The sequence below is a fragment of the Kineococcus sp. DHX-1 genome (assembly GCF_042473625.1).
Classification (GTDB): Bacteria; Actinomycetota; Actinomycetes; order Actinomycetales; family Kineococcaceae; genus Kineococcus.
Map to the genome: position 1 here is coordinate 2,464,553 of NZ_CP170445.1, position 16,995 is coordinate 2,481,547.

At 74.7% G+C, this 16,995-nt stretch carries 19 protein-coding genes; 7 read left to right on the forward strand and 12 right to left on the reverse strand.

The features are described from left to right. Position 1: 1 nt before the first annotated feature. Positions 2-691: an NAD(P)-binding oxidoreductase gene (locus ACFEMC_RS11960; RefSeq protein ID WP_380169843.1), complete on the reverse strand. Its 690-nt coding sequence runs from the start codon at positions 689-691 to the stop codon at positions 2-4. A 77-nt stretch (positions 692-768) separates the two neighbouring features. Between ACFEMC_RS11960 and ACFEMC_RS11965 the strand changes: the two genes are divergently transcribed. Then, positions 769-1,575 carry a transglutaminase family protein gene (locus tag ACFEMC_RS11965; RefSeq protein ID WP_380169844.1) on the forward strand — a complete coding sequence of 269 codons (807 nt, stop codon included), beginning with the start codon at positions 769-771 and terminating at the stop codon, positions 1,573-1,575. Here the strand turns inward: ACFEMC_RS11965 and ACFEMC_RS11970 are convergent. After that, on the reverse strand, positions 1,572-1,922 hold the full coding sequence (locus ACFEMC_RS11970; protein ID WP_380169845.1) for a TraR/DksA family transcriptional regulator: 351 nt from the start codon (positions 1,920-1,922) through the stop codon (positions 1,572-1,574). The two genes, ACFEMC_RS11965 and ACFEMC_RS11970, sit on opposite strands and share 4 nt — an antisense overlap. 71 nt (positions 1,923-1,993) lie before the next feature. On the opposite strand from ACFEMC_RS11970, the gene ACFEMC_RS11975 reads away from it, so the two are divergent. After that, complete coding sequence (locus ACFEMC_RS11975; protein WP_380169846.1) at positions 1,994-2,449, forward strand: pilus assembly protein CpaE; 456 nt, start codon at positions 1,994-1,996, stop codon at positions 2,447-2,449. Positions 2,450-2,465: 16 nt separating this feature from the next. Here ACFEMC_RS11975 and ACFEMC_RS11980 read toward each other — a convergent pair whose 3' ends face one another. The 4 genes from ACFEMC_RS11980 to ACFEMC_RS11995 all read right to left on the reverse strand — a co-directional run bounded on the left by ACFEMC_RS11980 (position 2,466) and on the right by ACFEMC_RS11995 (position 4,979). After that, positions 2,466-3,371: a proteasome assembly chaperone family protein gene (locus tag ACFEMC_RS11980; RefSeq protein WP_380169847.1), complete on the reverse strand. Its 906-nt coding sequence runs from the start codon at positions 3,369-3,371 to the stop codon at positions 2,466-2,468. Between the two features lie 61 nt (positions 3,372-3,432). Then, positions 3,433-3,936, reverse strand: a complete 504-nt coding sequence (gene nrdR / locus ACFEMC_RS11985) for a transcriptional regulator NrdR (protein ID WP_380169848.1) — start codon at positions 3,934-3,936, stop codon at positions 3,433-3,435. 118 nt (positions 3,937-4,054) lie between these two features. Continuing rightward, on the reverse strand, positions 4,055-4,510 hold the full coding sequence (locus tag ACFEMC_RS11990; protein WP_380169849.1) for a LysM peptidoglycan-binding domain-containing protein: 456 nt from the start codon (positions 4,508-4,510) through the stop codon (positions 4,055-4,057). Positions 4,511-4,709: 199 nt separating this feature from the next. Next, positions 4,710-4,979 carry a DUF2277 domain-containing protein gene (locus ACFEMC_RS11995; RefSeq protein WP_367637541.1) on the reverse strand — a complete coding sequence of 90 codons (270 nt, stop codon included), beginning with the start codon at positions 4,977-4,979 and terminating at the stop codon, positions 4,710-4,712. Between the two features lie 243 nt (positions 4,980-5,222). On the opposite strand from ACFEMC_RS11995, the gene lexA reads away from it, so the two are divergent. Beyond that, a complete protein-coding gene (gene lexA, locus ACFEMC_RS12000; protein WP_367637839.1) occupies positions 5,223-5,879 on the forward strand; it encodes a transcriptional repressor LexA in 657 nt (218 codons plus the stop codon). A 35-nt stretch (positions 5,880-5,914) separates the two neighbouring features. Here the strand turns inward: lexA and ACFEMC_RS12005 are convergent, their stop codons facing one another. From ACFEMC_RS12005 to hflX, 3 genes are all read right to left on the reverse strand, one after another. Further along, complete coding sequence (locus ACFEMC_RS12005; RefSeq protein WP_380169850.1) at positions 5,915-6,580, reverse strand: aspartate/glutamate racemase family protein; 666 nt, start codon at positions 6,578-6,580, stop codon at positions 5,915-5,917. A gap of 53 nt (positions 6,581-6,633) precedes the next feature. Further along, positions 6,634-8,610: an ATP-dependent DNA helicase gene (locus tag ACFEMC_RS12010; protein ID WP_380176749.1), complete on the reverse strand. Its 1,977-nt coding sequence runs from the start codon at positions 8,608-8,610 to the stop codon at positions 6,634-6,636. 187 nt (positions 8,611-8,797) lie between these two features. Beyond that, positions 8,798-10,372 carry a GTPase HflX gene (hflX, locus tag ACFEMC_RS12015; RefSeq protein ID WP_380169851.1) on the reverse strand — a complete coding sequence of 525 codons (1,575 nt, stop codon included), beginning with the start codon at positions 10,370-10,372 and terminating at the stop codon, positions 8,798-8,800. A 141-nt stretch (positions 10,373-10,513) separates the two neighbouring features. Between hflX and ACFEMC_RS12020 the strand changes: the two genes are divergently transcribed. After that, entirely contained in the window at positions 10,514-11,167 is a 654-nt protein-coding gene (locus tag ACFEMC_RS12020; protein WP_380169852.1) for a class I SAM-dependent methyltransferase, read from the forward strand. On the opposite strand, the gene dapF is transcribed toward ACFEMC_RS12020, so the two are convergent. Together dapF and miaA are read right to left on the reverse strand one after the other, a co-directional pair. Continuing rightward, complete coding sequence (gene dapF, locus ACFEMC_RS12025) at positions 11,151-12,083, reverse strand: diaminopimelate epimerase (protein ID WP_380169853.1); 933 nt, start codon at positions 12,081-12,083, stop codon at positions 11,151-11,153. The genes ACFEMC_RS12020 and dapF overlap by 17 nt on opposite strands. After that, complete coding sequence (gene miaA, locus ACFEMC_RS12030; protein WP_380169854.1) at positions 12,080-13,054, reverse strand: tRNA (adenosine(37)-N6)-dimethylallyltransferase MiaA; 975 nt, start codon at positions 13,052-13,054, stop codon at positions 12,080-12,082. The genes dapF and miaA overlap by 4 nt, the downstream gene beginning before the upstream one ends. Before the next feature lie 43 nt (positions 13,055-13,097). On the opposite strand from miaA, the gene ACFEMC_RS12035 reads away from it, so the two are divergent. Next, positions 13,098-13,427, forward strand: a complete 330-nt coding sequence (locus ACFEMC_RS12035; protein WP_380169855.1) for an Rv0909 family putative TA system antitoxin — start codon at positions 13,098-13,100, stop codon at positions 13,425-13,427. 147 nt (positions 13,428-13,574) lie between these two features. Here ACFEMC_RS12035 and miaB read toward each other — a convergent pair whose 3' ends face one another. Beyond that, entirely contained in the window at positions 13,575-15,080 is a 1,506-nt protein-coding gene (miaB, locus tag ACFEMC_RS12040; RefSeq protein ID WP_380169856.1) for a tRNA (N6-isopentenyl adenosine(37)-C2)-methylthiotransferase MiaB, read from the reverse strand. A 118-nt stretch (positions 15,081-15,198) separates the two neighbouring features. Here miaB and ACFEMC_RS12045 point away from each other — a divergent pair, with 118 nt between their 5' ends. Both ACFEMC_RS12045 and ACFEMC_RS12050 read left to right on the forward strand, forming a co-directional pair. Then, on the forward strand, positions 15,199-15,999 hold the full coding sequence (locus ACFEMC_RS12045) for an amino acid ABC transporter ATP-binding protein (RefSeq protein ID WP_380169857.1): 801 nt from the start codon (positions 15,199-15,201) through the stop codon (positions 15,997-15,999). Positions 16,000-16,071: 72 nt separating this feature from the next. Then, the gene (locus tag ACFEMC_RS12050) at positions 16,072-16,980 is read left to right on the forward strand and encodes a glutamate ABC transporter substrate-binding protein (protein WP_380169858.1); all 909 of its coding nucleotides are present in this window, start codon (positions 16,072-16,074) and stop codon (positions 16,978-16,980) included. Positions 16,981-16,995: the final 15 nt, after the last annotated feature.

Genomic DNA, 16,995 nt, shown 5'->3' on the forward strand with positions numbered 1-16,995 from the left:
CTCAGGCGCCGGCCACGGCGTCCGCGACGGCGGTCTGCCCCGACTCCAGCCCCAGCACGCGGGCCGGGGACCCGTCCGCCACGAGCCGGTCCAGCAACCCCAGCGCCACCGCCGCGACGTCGGCCCGTGGGACCGTGCCGCCGTCCACCGCCGGGTCCAGCCGCACGCGGCCCGTGGCGGGGTCGTCCAGCAGGCCCGCCGGGCGCAGCACGACCACCCGCAGCCCCGGGCGGGCCAGCAGGTCCTCCTCCGCGGCCAGCTTGGCCCGCAGGTAGGCGACGAACACCTCGTCGAGGTCCTCGGGGGTCGCCCCGTCGCGGACGCGGTCCACGCCGATCGAGGACACCAGCAGGAACGAGGGGACACCAGCCCGTTCGGCGGCGTCGGCCAGGAGCACCGCGGCGGCCCGGTCGACGGTGTCCTTGCGCGCGGCCCCGCTGCCCGGACCCGCACCGGCCGCGAAGACGACCGCGTCGGCGCCCCGCAGGTCCCCGGCGAGCACGTCCGGTCCGTCGGACCCGGCCGTCAGACCCTCGAGGTCGCGCACCACCCCCGTCACCCCCAGGGCGCTCAGGTCCGCGACGTGGCCGGGGTTGCGGACGATCCCGACGACCTCGTCCCCGCGGTCGACGGCCAGGCGGCCGAGCAGCTGGGCGATCTTCCCGTGTCCTCCGGCGATGACGATGCGCACGGCTCGCACGCTAGGAGCCCGGACGGCACCGCGCACCTCGCGGCGCCGGGCCCGGGGGACTCGGGCAGGATCGTGCCGTGTCCAGCACCTCCGTCCGCGTCCACCTGCAGCTCCACGCCGACCGCCCGACCGAGGCGAGCCTGCTCGTCGCCGTCGCCCGCCGCCCCGGCGTGCCCGTGCGATCCGAGGAGCTCGCCGTCACCGGGCCCGACGGTCCCGTCGCCGTCGACGCGGAGGTCCTGCCCGACGGGACGGTGCTGCACCACACCACCCTGCCCGCCGGGGACGTGAGCGTCGCCTACGAGGCCTCGGTGGCTCCGGAGAGCGGCGACCCCACGCCCCTGACGCCGGCCGAGCGCTGGGAGTTCACACGGCCGAGCCGGTTCTGCCCCTCGGACCGGCTCGCGCGCACGGCCGCCGCGGAGTTCGCCGCGGTGCCCCGCGAGGACCTGCCGCGGGCGGTCGCGGAGTGGGTGGGGGCCCGCACGGCGTACGTCAGCGGGTCCAGCACGCCCACCGACGGCGCCCTGGAGACGTTCGTGGACCGGCAGGGCGTCTGCCGCGACTTCGCCCACCTCACGACCGCGCTGCTGCGCGCCCTGGACGTGCCCGCCCGGGTGGTGGCCGTCTACGCGCCGGGCCTGTCCCCCATGGACTTCCACGCCGTCGTGGAGGCCGCCCCGCGGGGTTCGTGGGAGGTCGTCGACGCCACCCGGCTGGCGCCGCGCGCGTCCCTGGTCCGCATCAGCGCCGGCCGGGACGCGGCCGACACGGCCTTCCTCACGACCGCGGGGGACGTGCGGTTGGACTCGATGTCGGTGCTGGCGGTCGTCGACGGGGACCTGCCCGCCGACGACCACCGGGACCGGGTGACCGTGCGCTAGAGCTTCTCGCCGGCCAGGGTCGCCGCGTCCGGGAGCGCCTCGAGGCGCTCGGGCGGGATCGGCTCCCCGGAGACCACCGAGACGCCGTAGGTGCCGTCCTCGATGCGCTTGAGGGCGTCGTGCACGCTGTCCAGGCGCCGGCGCGCACCCTCCAGCAGGCCTTCGTTCTCGGCGGCCTGCTGTTCGTGGGCGCCCATGTCGCCGGCGTCCTGACCGCCCTCGGCCGCGTCCGGCGTGCTGCCGGACTCCAGCCGGGCGACGAGGTCGTCGATCGTGGTCTGCAGGTCGCGCTGCATGGTGAGGAGCCGCTCGCGGGCGGCGTCGAGGTCGAGAGAGCTGGCGTCCATGGTGGACGTTCCTACCGTGCCCGGGCCGTTCCGGCACGACGGGGCGTGCGGCGGGGGTCCATGCTGGGCGGGTGATCTCCCTCGACCTCGCCCTGCGCCTCAAGGACGCCGGCCTGGCGTGGCACCCCGCCTCCGGGGACCGCTTCGTCATCCCCCACCGGGACATGGACGCCGACGTCTTCACGCTGTCCGACATGACGGTCGAGGTGCACGACCACCCGACCGGCCGCGTCATCGGCTTCAACGGGACGACGGAGTGGGCCCTGGACTCCGTCGACCAGCCCGAGGCGTGCTGGCTGCCGGCCGAGCACCAGCTGCGCGACCTGCTCGGCGACCGCTTCACCCGGCTGGAACGCCGCGCGGACGCCGAGGGTCCGCTGTACCGGGTGCTGCTGCTGGACGAGGACGGCGCCGACGCCTTCGAGGCGCGCGACGCCTCCGACGCCTACGGTCAGGCCCTGCTGCACCACGTCTCGGGCGCCACGGGCGGCAGCGTCGGCACGGACGGCGCGAGCGCGCGGGCCTGAGCGCCTCCGGGCCGGCTCACTCCGGACCGGAGTCCTCGTCCCGCTTGGCGAGGAACCGCTCGAACTCCTCGGCGATCTCGTCGGCCGTGGGCAGGAACGCGGACGCGGCGCTGGTCCCGCGCCCCTCGTCACCGGAGGCGTCGTACTGCTCCTCCAGCGCGGTCACGACCGACGCCGCCTCGGCCGACTCGGAGACCTGCCGGTCGACCTCGACGCGGGTGACCGCCGCGGCCTCCTGCAGGGCCGTGACGTCGACGGCGACGCCCGTGGCCCCCGACAGCGTGCGGACGAGGACGGCCGCGGCGTCGGGGTAGTCGCTGCCCGCCAGGTAGTGCGGCACGTGCGCGAGGACGGAGATGACGTCGCGCCCGGCCTGAGCCCCGCGCAGGTGCAGCAGCGCCGACGCGTGACCGGGCACCTGCGCCTCGACGTCCCAGGTCCGGTACCCCTCGAGGAGCTCGGGACGGCTCGCGCTGGCGGTGACCCCGGACGGACGCGTGTGCGGGACCGCGGTGGGCGCGGCGGACAGGACCGTCACCAGGCCGACGCCCAGCTCGTCGACGATGCGCCAGACCGCGGCGCAGAACCGTTCCCACTGCACGTCGGGCTCGGGGCCGGTCAGCAGGAGCAGCGAGGAACCCTCCTCGTCGAAGACCCGCAGCAGGCGCAGCCGCGGCGGCTCGACGTCGAGCCAGTTCTGCCCGCCGAAGGTCATCGTGGGGCGGCGCGCCCGGTAGTCGTGGAGCTGGTCGACGTCGAAGGTGGCGACCACCTCGTGGCGGCAGGTGGCCAGCAGGTGCTCGACGGTCTGCCGGACGGCGGCGCCGGCGTCGATGAAGCCCGACAGCGCCACGACGAGCGGAGGTTCGACGAGGGCGGGGCGCTCACCCTCGTAGGAGTAGAGGGACGCCGGATCGAGCATCCGTCCATCATCGCCGCAGGCGGGACGGCGCCGCGCGCAGGGGTGTGCCGGACCGGCCCGGTCAGCCGGCGGTGGGCACGGGCCGCGCGGCGTCGTCGGTGACGGCCCTCAGGCCTGCCTCGCGCTCGGCGCGCAGCCGGTCGATGGCCTTCTCGAAGTCGGCCAGGGAGTCGAACGCCTGGTAGACGGACGCGAAGCGCAGGTAGGCGACCTCGTCGAGCTCCTGCAGGAACGGCAGCGTCGCCAGTCCCACCTGGTGGGCGTCGATCTCCGCGGCGCCCTGGGCCCTGACGGCTTCCTCGACCCGGTGGGCCAGGAGCGCGATGTCGTCCTCGCTGACCGGCCGGCCCTGGCAGGCCTTGCGGACGCCGGAGGCGATCTTGGCCCGGCTGAAGGGTTCGGGAGCACCGGAGCGCTTGACCACGGTGAGGCTCGCCGTCTCGACCGTGGTGAACCGCTTGGAGCAGTTCGGGCACTGGCGCCGACGACGGATGGAGGTGCCGTCGTCGGTCGTGCGGGAGTCCACGACACGAGAGTCCTCGTGCCGGCAGAACGGGCAGTGCACCCCGACTTCCTCCCCCGCGACCGTTCGAGTCCTGTGGCCCAGCCTCGACCGTACGTCGCGGCGGGCGCTCACAGCAACACAGCCGTCCGGGCGCGGGGTGGGCACCGGGGACTCCACGTCAGTCCCGGTCGGGCCGGCTCGGCATCGTGAGGCGCTGACCGGCCTCCAGCGTCATGGAGGGAAGGTCGTTGAGGTGGACGATGTCGCCGGCGACCTCGCGCCAGTCCTCCGACGGCGCCCACTGGGCGGCGATGGCCGACAGCGTCTGACCGGGGGCGACCGTGACGACGACCGGGGCCGGCGCCCGGTCGACCCCGGCCGAGGCACCCGTGAAGGCGCCGGTGACGGCCACGACAGCGCTGGTCAGGGCGGTGGCGGCCGTGCAGGTGACGAGCAGACGACCACGGCGGGTCAGCCGCAGCGGGCGACGGGCGGCGGTCCGCACGGCGGCGCGCTCGACGACGGGGCGGGCGCAGCGCTGACGGCGGACGGGCCGGGACCGGCGGGCCGGACGGGCGCCGCCGGTGAACGGCGCGGGGGCCGTGAAGGACGGGGCGAGGGCGGTGGTGCTCACGAGCGTGGACCTCCATCTCGGGGGCGCCTGGTCGAACGGGTGTTCGATCCGGCACGTCTGTTCTACCACCGTTCGAACGGTGGAGCGCAACCCCCGACGCCCGGGACGGGCGAGGGGGTGACGCCGACAGACGCTGCCACCGACCTCCGACAGACGGCCTGACCTGCGAGGACGCGCGGCGGGCGCGAGGGTCCGCCCCTCAGGACGCGTAGCGCTTGGCCGCCCGTTCGCGGGCCCGGGCCGCCTCGACCTCGCGGTCCTTGGGCGGCGCGCTCGTCACGAGGTCGTCGAGCAGGTGGGCCGTGGCGTGCGCGACGGCCGCGACGGCCCGGTCGAAGGCCTCCTGGTTGCGCGCGGACGGGCGGGTCGTCCCGGCGACCTTGCGGACGTACTGGAGGGCGGCGGCCTGCACCTCCTCGGACGTGGCGGGTGGGGCGAAGTTGTGCAGCTGGCGGATGTTCCGGCACATGCTCCGACCCTAGGCACCGGCGGGGCCGCGCGACAGAGCCGCGACCGCCGACGACACGCCGGTTCGAACACGTGTTTGATCATCGCGGGCGCGCTGGCTACCGTGGCGGCCACCGGGGCACCTCCGGCCCGGGCGAACCGCAGACAGGAGCAGGACGTGGCCGACGCGCTGGACGGAACGACGGACGCAGCGGGCGAGGACGCCGGCACCCTCGGGACGGTCCACGAGTTCCCGGACGCCCCGGTGGTGCGCGACGGCCTGACCAACCGCCAGCGGCGCGTGCTGCACGCCATCAAGGAGTGCGTCGAGTCGCGCGGGTACCCGCCGAGCATGCGCGAGATCGGGCAGGCCGTCGGGCTCACGAGCCCGAGCAGCGTGGCCCACCAGGTGAAGACGCTCGAGAAGATGGGGTACCTGCGCAAGGACCCCCGGCGACCGCGCACCCTCGAGGTCGTCACGCCCGCCCCGCAGTTCGGGTGGGGGCTCATCTCCGGGGTGGAGGGCACCGCCGACGACGGCCGACCGACGCCGACGTACGTCCCCCTCGTAGGTCGCATCGCCGCCGGTGGCCCGATCCTGGCCGAGGAGCTCGTCGAGGAGGTCTTCCCGCTGCCCGCCCAGCTCATCGGCGCGGGTGAGCACTTCATGCTCCGGGTCGTCGGGGAGTCGATGATCGACGCGGCCATCTGCGACGGCGACTGGGTCGTCGTGCGCCAGCAGCCCACGGCCGACAACGGTGACGTCGTCGCCGCCATGATCGACGGCGAGGCCACCGTGAAGGTGTTCCAGCGCAAGGACGGTCACGTCAAGCTGCTGCCCCGCAACCCGCTCTTCGAGCCCATCGACGGTGACGAGGCGACGGTCCTCGGCAAGGTCACCGCGGTCCTGCGCAGCCTCTGACGGCCCGACCCCGCCGGTCACCAGCCCCGGCGGGGTCAGCGCACGGGCTGGACCAGCTCGACGGCCGCCTCGATCGCCAGTCGCGGCGAGGTGAGCACCGGCACGTGCAGGTCGCGCAGCAAGGGGGCCGCGTCGAGCATGCTCGCCTGGGCCAGGACGACGACGTCCACGGGCGGGTCGAGCGGCAGCACCGCCCGGCGCACGGCGTCGGCGACCCCCGTGGTGTAGGTCAGGAGGTCGCCGGCCTCGAAGGCCGACCAGGTGTCCGTGCAGCGCACCTCGACGAACTCCACCGCGCGCCCCGTGGTCGCCGCGCACTCGTGCAGCAGCGGCATGAGGGTGGCGGCGGCCTCGTCGAGGGAGGCCACGACCGCGACGCGCCGCCCCGCGAGCACGGCGGCCTCGGCCATCGGACGGTCGACGCGCACGACGCGCAGCCCCATCTCGGCGCCGACCTGCTTGGCGGTCGGGCCGAGCGTGGAGCACGTGCACACGACGACGTCGGCGCCCTCGGCCACGAGCCGGCGCAGCCGGTCCGCGAGCGCCGGACGCACGCTGTCGACGCCGTGCGTGCGGGCCGCGGTCAGCAGTCCGGTGTCGACGAGGTGCTGGCCGGTGACGGTGTCGTCACGCTCGGCCAGGAGATCGCTGAAGGTGCGCACGTGCGCGTGCGCGGAGTGGAGGAAGCCGACGGTGGCCACCCCCCGAGGATGCCACGGAGCGCCGGTCCCGGCGCCAGGGGTCGGGGTTCCCGTCACCCGCTCAGCCGCCGCAACGAGGCCAGGACCGTGTCCGTGGACGTCGTGGACCAGAAGTCCGGCAGGGACTCGCGCAGGAACCCCCCGTACCGGGCGGTGGCCAGGCGGGAGTCGAGCACCGCGACGACCCCCCTGTCCCCCGTGGCCCGGATCAGGCGGCCCGCGCCCTGGGCGAGCCGGACGGCGGCGTGCGAGACCGACACGGTGAGGAACCCGTTGCCGCCCGCCGCGTCGACGGCGCGCGACCGCGCCGACATCAGCGGGTCGTCCGGGCGTGGGAAGGGGATGCGGTCGATGACCACGAGGGAGCAGCTGTCCCCCGGCACGTCGACGCCCTGCCACAGCGACAGCGTCCCGAACAGGGACGTCGCAGGGTCCTCGGTGAAGTCTCGGACGAGCTTGGGCAGTCGGTCGTCGCCCTGGCACAGCACGGGGGTCGAGAGCCGGCCTCGCAGCGCCTCGGCGGCCTCCTCCGCGGCCCGGCGGGAGGAGAAGAGCCCCAGCGTCCGACCGCCGGCGGCCTCGACGAGCGCGGCGAGCTCGTCGAGGGCCGCCTCGCTGGCGCCCGCGCGGCCCGGCGGAGGCAGGTGGCGGGCGACGTAGAGGATCCCCTGGCGGGGGTAGTCGAAGGGGCTGCCCACGTCGACGCCCGTCCACGGCGTCCCCGACCCCTTCGGGCCCTTGAGGCCGAAGGCCCCGGCGACGGGGTCGAAGGAACCCCCCAGCGTGAGCGTGGCCGAGGTCGCCACGACGGTGCGCTCGGTGAACAGCCGTTCGCGCAGCAGCCCCGCCACGGACAGCGGGGCGATGTGCAGGGAGGGGGCGCGGGAGGCGGGGCCGAAGCCGGCGGTCACCCAGGCGACGTCGAAGCTGTCCTGCGCTCCCCGGCCCACGTCGGCGGCCAGTCGCTCGGCCACCGAGAAGACCTCCTGCACCGCGGCGCGCGCCAGGTGCCGGGCCCCGCGGGACTCGGGGTCCTCCTCCTTCCCCGCGCCCTCGGAGGCGTCCTTGAGGTCGGTCAGCGCCTGGCGGGCCGCGTCGCGCACGGCGACGACGGCGTCGGCCAGCGCGTCCGGCCACCGGTCGAGGCGCCCGGGCGGGGCGTCGTCCAGGGCGGCCTCCAGGGCGACGGAGGCGTCGTCGAGGGCCTCGGAGACGATGCCCGCGCTGCGCCGCAACCGGCGCGAGGCGGCGTGCAGGACCGAGGCGGACAGCTCGGCAGTGGCGACGGCCGTGACGCGGTCGGCGAGCTCGTGCGCCTCGTCGACGACGAGGACGTCGTGCTCGGGCAGCAGCAGCCCGCTGTTCTCCATGGCGTCGATGGCCGTCATGGCGTGGTTGGTGACGACGACGTCGACCTGGCGGGCGCGGGCGCGCACCTGCTCCGACCAGCACTCCGCCGCCACGGGGCAGCGCTGGGCGCCCAGGCACTCGCGCGCCGAGACCGAGACCTGGCGCCAGGCGCGGTCGCTGACGCCGGGATCGAGGTCGTCCCGGTCGCCGGTCGTCGTCGTGGTGGCCCACTCGCGCAGCCGGACGACCTCGCGGCCGAGGCGGCCCGTGTCCCCGGCGCCCTCCCCCGTCGGGGCGGCCACGTCGAACAGGGCGCCCTCGTCGCTGGGGAACCCGCCGTCGAGCTTGTTGCGGCACAGGTAGTTCGCCCGGCCCTTGAGCAGCTCCCACGTCGGCTCGCGGTGCAGCGCAGGGGCGATGGCCTGAGCCAGCCGGGGCAGGTCGCGCTCGACGACCTGCGCCTGCAGGGCCAGCGTCGCCGTGGTGACGACGACGCGGCGGTCGGTGTGCACGGCGTGGGCGACCGCGGGCACGAGGTAGGCCATCGACTTGCCGGTGCCGGTGCCGGCCTGGACGAGGAGGTGCCGGCGGGTGCGGATCGCGTCCGTGACCGCCTCGGCCATCCGGACCTGGCCCTCGCGCCGCTGCCCGCCGAGGGCCGTGACGACCTGGTCGAGCAGGGCGGCGGCCTCCGGGCCGTCGACGTCCTGCTGTTCCCCGAGCTCGGGGTCCTCGTCGACGGGGGTGGGGGGACCGGCTGTCGTGCTCACCGGTCCATCCTCCCCCGCGCCTGCGACACCGGGGACCACCCGTCCACAGCACGACGCCGCCCCCACGGCTGTGGAGACGGCGTCTGTGCGCTGCCGATCAGGCGGTCCGGGACAACCGGTACCGGTCGAGCTCGGCCGCGAGGCGGGGCTTGACCCGCGCCAGCAGGCGCGTGCCGTCCGCCGTGTGCTCCTCGTCGAGGACCTGACCCGTCGTGTGCACCCGGTGCACCAGGTCACCCCGGTCGTACGGCACGCACACCTCGAGCTCGACGTCGGGCACCGGCAGCTGTTCGGCGATGCGCGCCAGCAGCTCCTCGATGCCCGCACCCGTCCGCGCCGAGACGGCGACGGCGTTCTGCTCCTTGCGCAGCAGCCGGTCCAGGACCTCCGGGTCCGCGGCGTCGGCCTTGTTGACCGCCACGAGCTCGGGGACCGCGGGCGTGCCGCGCTCGACGTAGAGGTCCGCCAGCACGCCCCGGACGGCGGCGAGCTGCCCCTCGGGGTCGGCGTGCGACCCGTCGACCACGTGCAGGACGAGGTCGGACTCGGCGACCTCCTCCAGGGTCGAGCGGAAGGCCTCGACGAGCTGGTGCGGCAGCGAGCGGACGAACCCGACGGTGTCGGCCAGCGTGTACGGCCGCCCCTCGGGGGTCTGCGCGCGCCGGACCGTCGGGTCCAGCGTCGCGAACAGCGCGTTCTCGACGAGGACCCCCGCCCCGGTGAGCCGGTTGAGCAGCGAGCTCTTCCCGGCGTTCGTGTACCCGGCGATGGAGACCGACGGGACGGCCCGGGCGTGCCGGAGCGAGCGCTTCTCGACGCGGGCGGTGCCCATGCCCTTGATCTCGCGGCGCAGCTTGGCCATCCGGCCGCGGATGCGGCGGCGGTCGAGCTCGATCTTCGTCTCACCGGGACCGCGGGACCCGATCCCCGCACCGCCGGCGACGCGACCACCGGCCTGGCGGGACATGGACTCACCCCACCCGCGCAGGCGCGGGAGCAGGTACTCGAGCTGGGCGAGCTCGACCTGGGCCTTGCCCTCCCGGCTCTTGGCGTGCTGGGCGAAGATGTCGAGGATGACGGCCGTCCGGTCGACGACCTTCACCTTGACGATGTCCTCCAGTCCGCGACGCTGGGACGCCGACAGCTCCCCGTCGCAGACCACGGTGTCGGCCCCCTCGGCGGCGACGAGCTCGGCGAGCGCCTCGGCCTTGCCGGACCCGAGGTACGTCGAGACGTCGGGGGTGGACCGGCGCTGCAGGACACCGGCGAGGACGTCCGACCCGGCCGTCGCGGCGAGGGCGGACAGCTCCTGCAGCGAGACCTCGGCCTCGGCCCGGTTGGAGTCGGCGCTGGACCAGACCCCTGCCAGGACGACGCGTTCGAGCCGCAGCTGCCGGTACTCGACCTCGGTGACGTCGGCGAGCTCGGTGGACAGGCCGGCCGCGCGGCGCAGGGCCCGGCGGTCGGCGAGGTCGAGCTGGTCGCCGTCCCACGCGGTGTGACCGTCGGCGCTGTCCTCGGGCACCTCCTGCGCCACCCCGGTCTGCGAGTCCCCGTGGCCGCGCAGGATCCGGGCGATGGCCCGGTCGAACTCCTGGTCGCGCCCGTCGTGGGTGGGGCCCGTCGTGGGTTCCGTCGACTGCTCCGTCGCGGAGACGTGGCGCTGGTTCATGGACCTCCTCGGTCGTCCTGCTGGTGCTGCTCCGTGCTGCACCCAGCGTCTCAGTCAACGGTCAGGACGGCGACGCTATTTCGTCCTCGTGTCCCGGCCACGGGCCGGCCGCGCCGCCCGGCGGCCCTACGCTTGCCCGTCGTGCCCGCGCCAGAACCCGAGAACGACGCCGCGTCCGATCCCCAGCACTACTTCACCGCCCGGCCCGCGACGGCCGACGAGCGCCGCGACCTGACCGTCCGCCTCGCCGGCCGCGACGTCACGGTGGAGACCGCGCGCGGGGTGTTCAGCGGGGACCGGCTCGACAAGGGCACCGCCGTCCTGCTGCCGCTGCTCCAGGACGACCCGGGCGCCGCGGACCGGACCGGCGACGTCCTCGACCTCGGGTGCGGCTGGGGCCCCGTCGCGCTGAGCCTGGCGCTGCTGCGCCCCCGGCAGGTCGTGCACGCCGTCGACGTCAACGAGCGGGCCCTGGACCTGCTGCGCCGCAACGCCGAACGGCTCGGCGTCGACGTGCGGGCGAGCCTGCCCGAGGCTGTCGACCCCGCGCTGCGCTTCACCGAGGTGTGGTCGAACCCGCCCATCCGCATCGGCAAGGAGGCCCTGCACGCCCTGCTCCTGCAGTGGCTGCCGCGCCTGGCCCCCGGCGGCCGGGCGCACCTGGTGGTGCAGAAGAACCTGGGGGCGGACTCGCTGCAGACCTGGCTGGCGTCGGGGGTCCTGCCGGGGACCCGGACCGAGCGGGCGACGACGTCGAAGGGGTTCCGCGTCCTGACGGTCAGCCGGGAAGACTGACGGTCCCCGTCGCGACGAGGCGGGCGGGGCCGGACAGCCAGACGGTCCCCTCGGTGAGGGTCGACCCGGCACCCACCGTCACGACGAGCCGGCCGCCGGGCACCCGGACCCGCCACACGGCGGGGGCCCCCTCGCCGGCCCAGGCGCGGGTCGCGAGCGCCGCGGCGCAGGCGCCGGTGCCGCACGAGCGCGTCTCCCCGGACCCGCGCTCGTGCACGCGCATGGACACGTCACCCATGTCCGCGTCCCCGTCACCGTCAAGGTCGATGGTGTCCACGGGCACGACGAGCTCGACGTTGGTGCCCTGCGGCGGGACCGGCTCCACGCGGGGGGCCCGGGTCAGGTCGGCGGCGGCCAGCTCGCCGCGGTCGGGCAGCGCGACGACGGTGTGCGGGTTGCCGAGGTCGAACGACAGCGCCGGCCGGGCGACGCCGTCCAGCCCCTCGACGTGGACGAGCGCGTCCGAGCCCGCCGCCAGCGCGCCCTGGCCCCCGGTCATCCGCCACGTCCCCATGTCGGCGGTCCAGGCGCCCTCGCCCTCGCGGCGCAGGCGCTTGACGCCGGCGCGGGTGGCGACGGGGAACCACTCCCCCGCCGCGGCGGCCTCCGGGAGCAGCCCCTGCTGCAGGAGGAACTCGGCGAAGACGCGGACGCCGTTGCCGCACATCTCGGCGACCGACCCGTCGGCGTTGCGGTAGTCCATGAACCACTCGGCCTCGCCGGCCCACTGCGCCGCAGCGGGTTCGGCGGCCGTGCGCACGGCGCGGACGAGCCCGTCGGCGCCGAGGCCCGCCCGGCGGTCGCACAGCCACGCCACGACGTCGGCGGCGGGGTTCCACGCGCCGTCCGCGTCGGCGACCAGCACGAAGTCGTTCTCGGTGCCGTGGCCCTTGGTGAAGGTGATCTCGCTGGTCACGCGGCCGATGCTACGGGCAGCAGGTCCAGCGCCTGCCGCGCCAGGTCCTCGGGGTCCGAGCCGTCGGGCGCCGGCAGCCAGTGCACCCGGGGGTCGCGGCGGAACCAGGCGTCCTGCTTGCGGGCGAAGCGGCGGGTGAGGCGGGCGGTCAGCTCGTGGGCCTCCTCCAGCGTCGTGCGGCCGTCGAGGGCGTCGAGGACCTGCGCGTACCCGAGCGCCCGGCCCGCCGTGCGGCCCTCCCGCAGCCCCCGCGCCTCCAGGGCCCGGACCTCCTCGACGAGGCCGGCCGCCCACATGCGGTCGACGCGGGCGTCGATCCGGGCGACGAGCTGCTCGCGCGGCACCGCCAGGCCGACCTGCAGGGTGGGGCGGCGGTACGTCTGCTCGGGCAGGGACGCGGCGAACGGGGCGCCGGTGATCTCCCCGACCTCCAGCGCCCGCACGATGCGGCGCCCGTTCGACGGCAGGATCGCGGCGGCGGCGGCGGGGTCCCGTCCTGCCAGGACGCCGTGCAGCGCCTGCGGCCCCACGCGGTCCAGCTCGGCCTCCCACCGGGCACGGACGTCGGGGTCCTTGCCCGGGAACCGCAGGTCGTCGAGGGCCGCGCGCACGTAGAGGCCGGAGCCGCCGACGAGCACGGGCACCCCGCCGCGGGCCGCGACGTCGTCGAAGGCCGCGTGGGCCCAGGACTGGAAGGTCGCGACCTCGGCCGTCTGCGTGACGTCCAGGACGTCGAGGAGGTGGTGCGGCACGCCCCGGCGCTCGGCGGGAGTGATCTTCGCCGTGCCCACGTCCATCCCGCGGTAGAACTGCAGGGCGTCGGCGTTGACGACCTCCCCGGGCGTGCCCGCACGCTCGGACAGCAGCCGGCTGAGGGCGACCCCGACGTCGGACTTGCCCGACGCCGTGGGGCCGACGACGGCCACGACAGGAACGTTCGACTGGCCCACGGCGTCATGGTGGCAGAGCATCGGAGACGATCCGTGCACCCCAGACGCACGCAGGAGGAGACCCGTGGGCACCATCGACTTCCTCAAGGTCAAGATCGGCGAGGCCGCCGACCAGGCCCTGCACCTGGCCGACCAGGCCCGCGGCAAGGCCGGCTCCTTCGCCGCCGAGCACTCCGGCCGCGCCGGCGGCGCCATCGGCAAGGCGGGCCAGTTCGTCAACACCCGCACCGACGGCCGGTTCGCCGACACGGTGGGCAAGGTCAGCGACCTGGCCCGCAAGGGCGTCGACCTCGCGGCCGACCAGGCCCCGGTCTCCCCGATGGAGGGTGGCGGCACCCGGATGCGCGGCGGCGTCAGCTCCGACGGCACCCCGATGAGAGGACCTGTTCGATGACGATCCCGACACCGCCCCCGGTCCCGGCCCCGCCCAGCCCGGTGCCCACCCCGGGTCAGCCGGGCTCGCCCCCGATGCCCGACCCGGGCCCGACGCCCGGCCCGGACCCCGTGCCGGACCCGTCGGTCCCGCCGTCGAAGTAGCGGTTCAGGCAGGTCGCAGGGACGGCATGCCCAGGCCCACCGGGCGCGGGCCGGACTCGACCTCGGGTTCCGGCCGCGCCTGGCGGGCCTCCCACGCGTCGCCGGCGCGGGTGCGCCGCACGGCGAACGACGAGAGGTCGTCGGCCTCGAGGTAGTGCGGGGCCCCGCGCGTGACGGTCACCGTGGCGACGTCGCCGGGACGCAGCGAGGTGCCCTCGGGGACGGAGAAGTGCACCAGCCGGTTGTCGGGCGCGCGGCCCGAGAGCCGCCGGGTCGCGGCGTCCTTGCGCCCCTCGCCCTCGGCCACCAGCACCTCGAGGGTGCGGCCGGTCTGCCGGGCGTTCTCCTCGTACGTGATCCGGTCCTGCAGCTCGGTCAGGCGCACGTAGCGCTCCTGCACGACGTGCTTGGGCACCTGGTCGCCCATCGTCGCCGCGGGCGTGCCGGGCCGCGGGGAGTACTGGAACGTGAAGGCGCTGGAGAAGCGCGCCTGCTCGACGACGTGCAGCGTCTGCTCGAAGTCCTCGTCGGTCTCCCCCGGGAAGCCGACGATGATGTCCGTCGTGATGGCCGCGTCGGGGATGCGCGCGCGGACCCCGTCGATGATGCCGAGGAAGCGCGACTGCCGGTACGAGCGGCGCATCGCCTTCAGCACCCGGTCGGAGCCGGACTGCAGCGGCATGTGCAGGCTGGGCATGACGTTGGGCGTCTCGGCCATGGCGTCGACGACGTCGTCGGTGAAGCTGGAGGGGTGCGGGCTGGTGAAGCGGACGCGCTCCAGCCCCTCGATGCCGCCCGTGGCGCGCAGCAGCTTGCCGAAGGCGAGCTTGTCCCCGAACTCGACGCCGTACGTGTTGACGTTCTGCCCGAGCAGCGTCACCTCGAGGACACCCTCGCCGACGAGGGCCTCCACCTCGGCCAGGACGTCGCCCGGCCGGCGGTCCTTCTCCTTGCCGCGCAGGGCGGGGACGATGCAGAACGTGCAGGTGTTGTTGCAGCCCACCGAGACGCTGACCCACGCCGCGTAGGGCGACTCGCGGCGGGTCGGCAGCGTGGACGGGAACGTCTCGAGGGACTCGAGGATCTCGACCTGCGCCTCGGCGTTGTGCCGGGCGCGCTCGAGCAGGACGGGCAGCGACCCGACGTTGTGGGTGCCGAAGACGACGTCGACCCACGGGGCCTTGCGGACGATCTCGCCGCGGTCCTTCTGCGCCAGGCACCCGCCCACGGCGATCTGCATGCCGGGGCGGCGCTCCTTGACGGGCGCCAGGTGACCGAGGTTGCCGTACAGCTTGTTGTCCGCGTTCTCGCGCACGGCGCAGGTGTTGAAGACGACGACGTCGGGCTCGACCGGCCCCTCGCCGCCCGCCTCGTCGAAGCGCACGTACCCGGCGTCCTCGAGCAGGCCCGACAGGCGCTCGGAGTCGTGCACGTTCATCTGGCAGCCGAACGTGCGCACCTGGTAGGTGCGACGGGCGTCCGGCTGGGCGGGGGCGGTCGTCGTGCTCATCACCGGCCAGTCTAGGTGACCGCGCGAGACCCCCCGGGAGTCACCATCTCGTCACGATCCCACCACCCGCGTGGCGTTTCGGTGGACAGGCTGAGCAGCTCCTGTACGGTCCAGCCGCATGAGTGACCAGGCGCAGGCCCCTCAGCCGTCACCCGCCCCGGGGTCGTCCCCGCGGCCCGACCGCCGCCCCCTCGTGCGCCTGGAGGGCGTGCAGAAGCACTTCGGCGCGCTGCACGTGCTGCGGGACGTCGACCTGACGATCGCCGAGGGCGAGGTCGTCGTGGTCATCGGTCCGTCCGGTTCGGGCAAGTCGACCCTGTGCCGCACGGTGAACCGCCTGGAGACGATCGACGCCGGGCGCATCACGATCGACGGCAAGGACCTGCCCGCCGAGGGCAAGGCGCTGGCCAGGCTGCGCGCCGACGTCGGCATGGTCTTCCAGTCGTTCAACCTCTTCGCGCACAAGACCGTGAAGGAGAACGTGACGCTCGGGCCGACGAAGGTCCGCGGCGTCTCCGCCGCCGACGCCGGCCGCCGCGCCGACGAGCTGCTCGCCCGGGTCGGCCTCGCCGACCAGGGCGCGAAGTACCCGGCCCAGCTCTCCGGCGGCCAGCAGCAGCGCGTGGCGATCGCCCGCGCGCTGGCCATGGACCCCAAGGTCATGCTCTTCGACGAGCCGACCTCGGCCCTGGACCCGGAGATGATCAACGAGGTCCTCGACGTCATGACCTCCCTCGCGAAGGAGGGCATGACGATGGTCGTCGTCACCCACGAGATGGGGTTCGCCCGCCGCGCGGCCGACCGCGTCGTCTTCATGGCCGACGGCCGGATCCTCGAGGACACCGATCCCGAGACGTTCTTCACCGCCCCGCGGCACGAGCGGGCCAAGGACTTCCTCTCGAAGATCCTCACCCACTGACCCGCGGAACCCCGTGAGACCCCTCGCACCCACCGAGCCCGACCGCACCCCACCCCCGGAGGAATCCACCCCATGAGGTCCTTGCGATCGCTCACCCTGGCGGGCACCGCCGCCACCCTGCTCGCCCTCACCGCCTGTGGCGGCGGCGGCGGTCAGCTGTCCGGCGAGGACGCCGCCGACCAGCCCACCGCGGAGGCCAGCGCCTCGTTCGAGGCGGGCACGAAGATGGCCGACATCTCGTCGGCCAAGAAGATCACCATCGGCACGAAGTTCGACCAGCCCGGGTTCGGCGAGGCCAACCTCGAGAACAAGCCCGAGGGCTTCGACGTCGACGTGGCCGAGTACATCGCCGCCAAGCTCGGCGTCGCCCCCGACGCGATCAGCTGGGTCCCGGCCCCCAGCGCCCAGCGCGAGGACCTCATCGCCAACGGCGACGTCGACCTCGTCGTGGCGACCTACACGATCAACGACAAGCGCAAGGAACGCATCACCTTCGCGGGTCCGTACTACGTCGCCGGCCAGCAGATCATGGTCGCCAAGGACAACACCACGATCACCGGCCCGGACAGCCTGAAGACGAACCCGGACCAGAAGATCTGCTCGGTCACCGGCTCGACGCCCGCGGAGAACATCCGCCAGTACCTGGCCGACCCGGGCCAGCTCGTGGAGTTCGCCGGGTACAGCGACTGCGCGGCGCAGCTGCAGAGCGGTCAGGTCGCCGCGGTGACGACCGACAACGTCATCCTCACCGGCCTCGTCGCCAAGTCGAACGACGCGTTCAAGCTCGTCGGCGAGCAGTTCACCGAGGAGCCGTACGGCATCGGCATCACCAAGGGCGACACGAAGTTCTGCGAGTTCATCAACTCCACGCTCAAGGAGATGTCCGACGACGGTTCGTACGAGGAGGCGTGGAAGGCGACGGCCGGCAAGTACGAGGGCACCGAACTGCCCACGCTGCCGACGGCCGACGCCTGCGCCTGACCCGTTGACGGGGTG

Bases quoted from the DNA above. Each gene is read 5' to 3' on its own strand.
- ACFEMC_RS11970 (WP_380169845.1), bottom strand. From the start codon at position 1,922: ATGGACGCCAGCTCTCTCGACCTCGACGCCGCCCGCGAGCGGCTCCTC.
- ACFEMC_RS11980 (WP_380169847.1), bottom strand. From the start codon at position 3,371: ATGCTCGATCCGGCGTCCCTCTACTCCTACGAGGGTGAGCGCCCCGCC.
- ACFEMC_RS11995 (WP_367637541.1), bottom strand. From the start codon at position 4,979: ATGTGCCGGAACATCCGCCAGCTGCACAACTTCGCCCCACCCGCCACG.
- hflX (WP_380169851.1), bottom strand. From the start codon at position 10,372: ATGAACCAGCGCCACGTCTCCGCGACGGAGCAGTCGACGGAACCCACG.
- miaA (WP_380169854.1), bottom strand. From the start codon at position 13,054: ATGCTCTGCCACCATGACGCCGTGGGCCAGTCGAACGTTCCTGTCGTG.
- miaB (WP_380169856.1), bottom strand. From the start codon at position 15,080: ATGAGCACGACGACCGCCCCCGCCCAGCCGGACGCCCGTCGCACCTAC.
- ACFEMC_RS12045 (WP_380169857.1), top strand. From the start codon at position 15,199: ATGAGTGACCAGGCGCAGGCCCCTCAGCCGTCACCCGCCCCGGGGTCG.
- ACFEMC_RS12050 (WP_380169858.1), top strand. From the start codon at position 16,072: ATGAGGTCCTTGCGATCGCTCACCCTGGCGGGCACCGCCGCCACCCTG.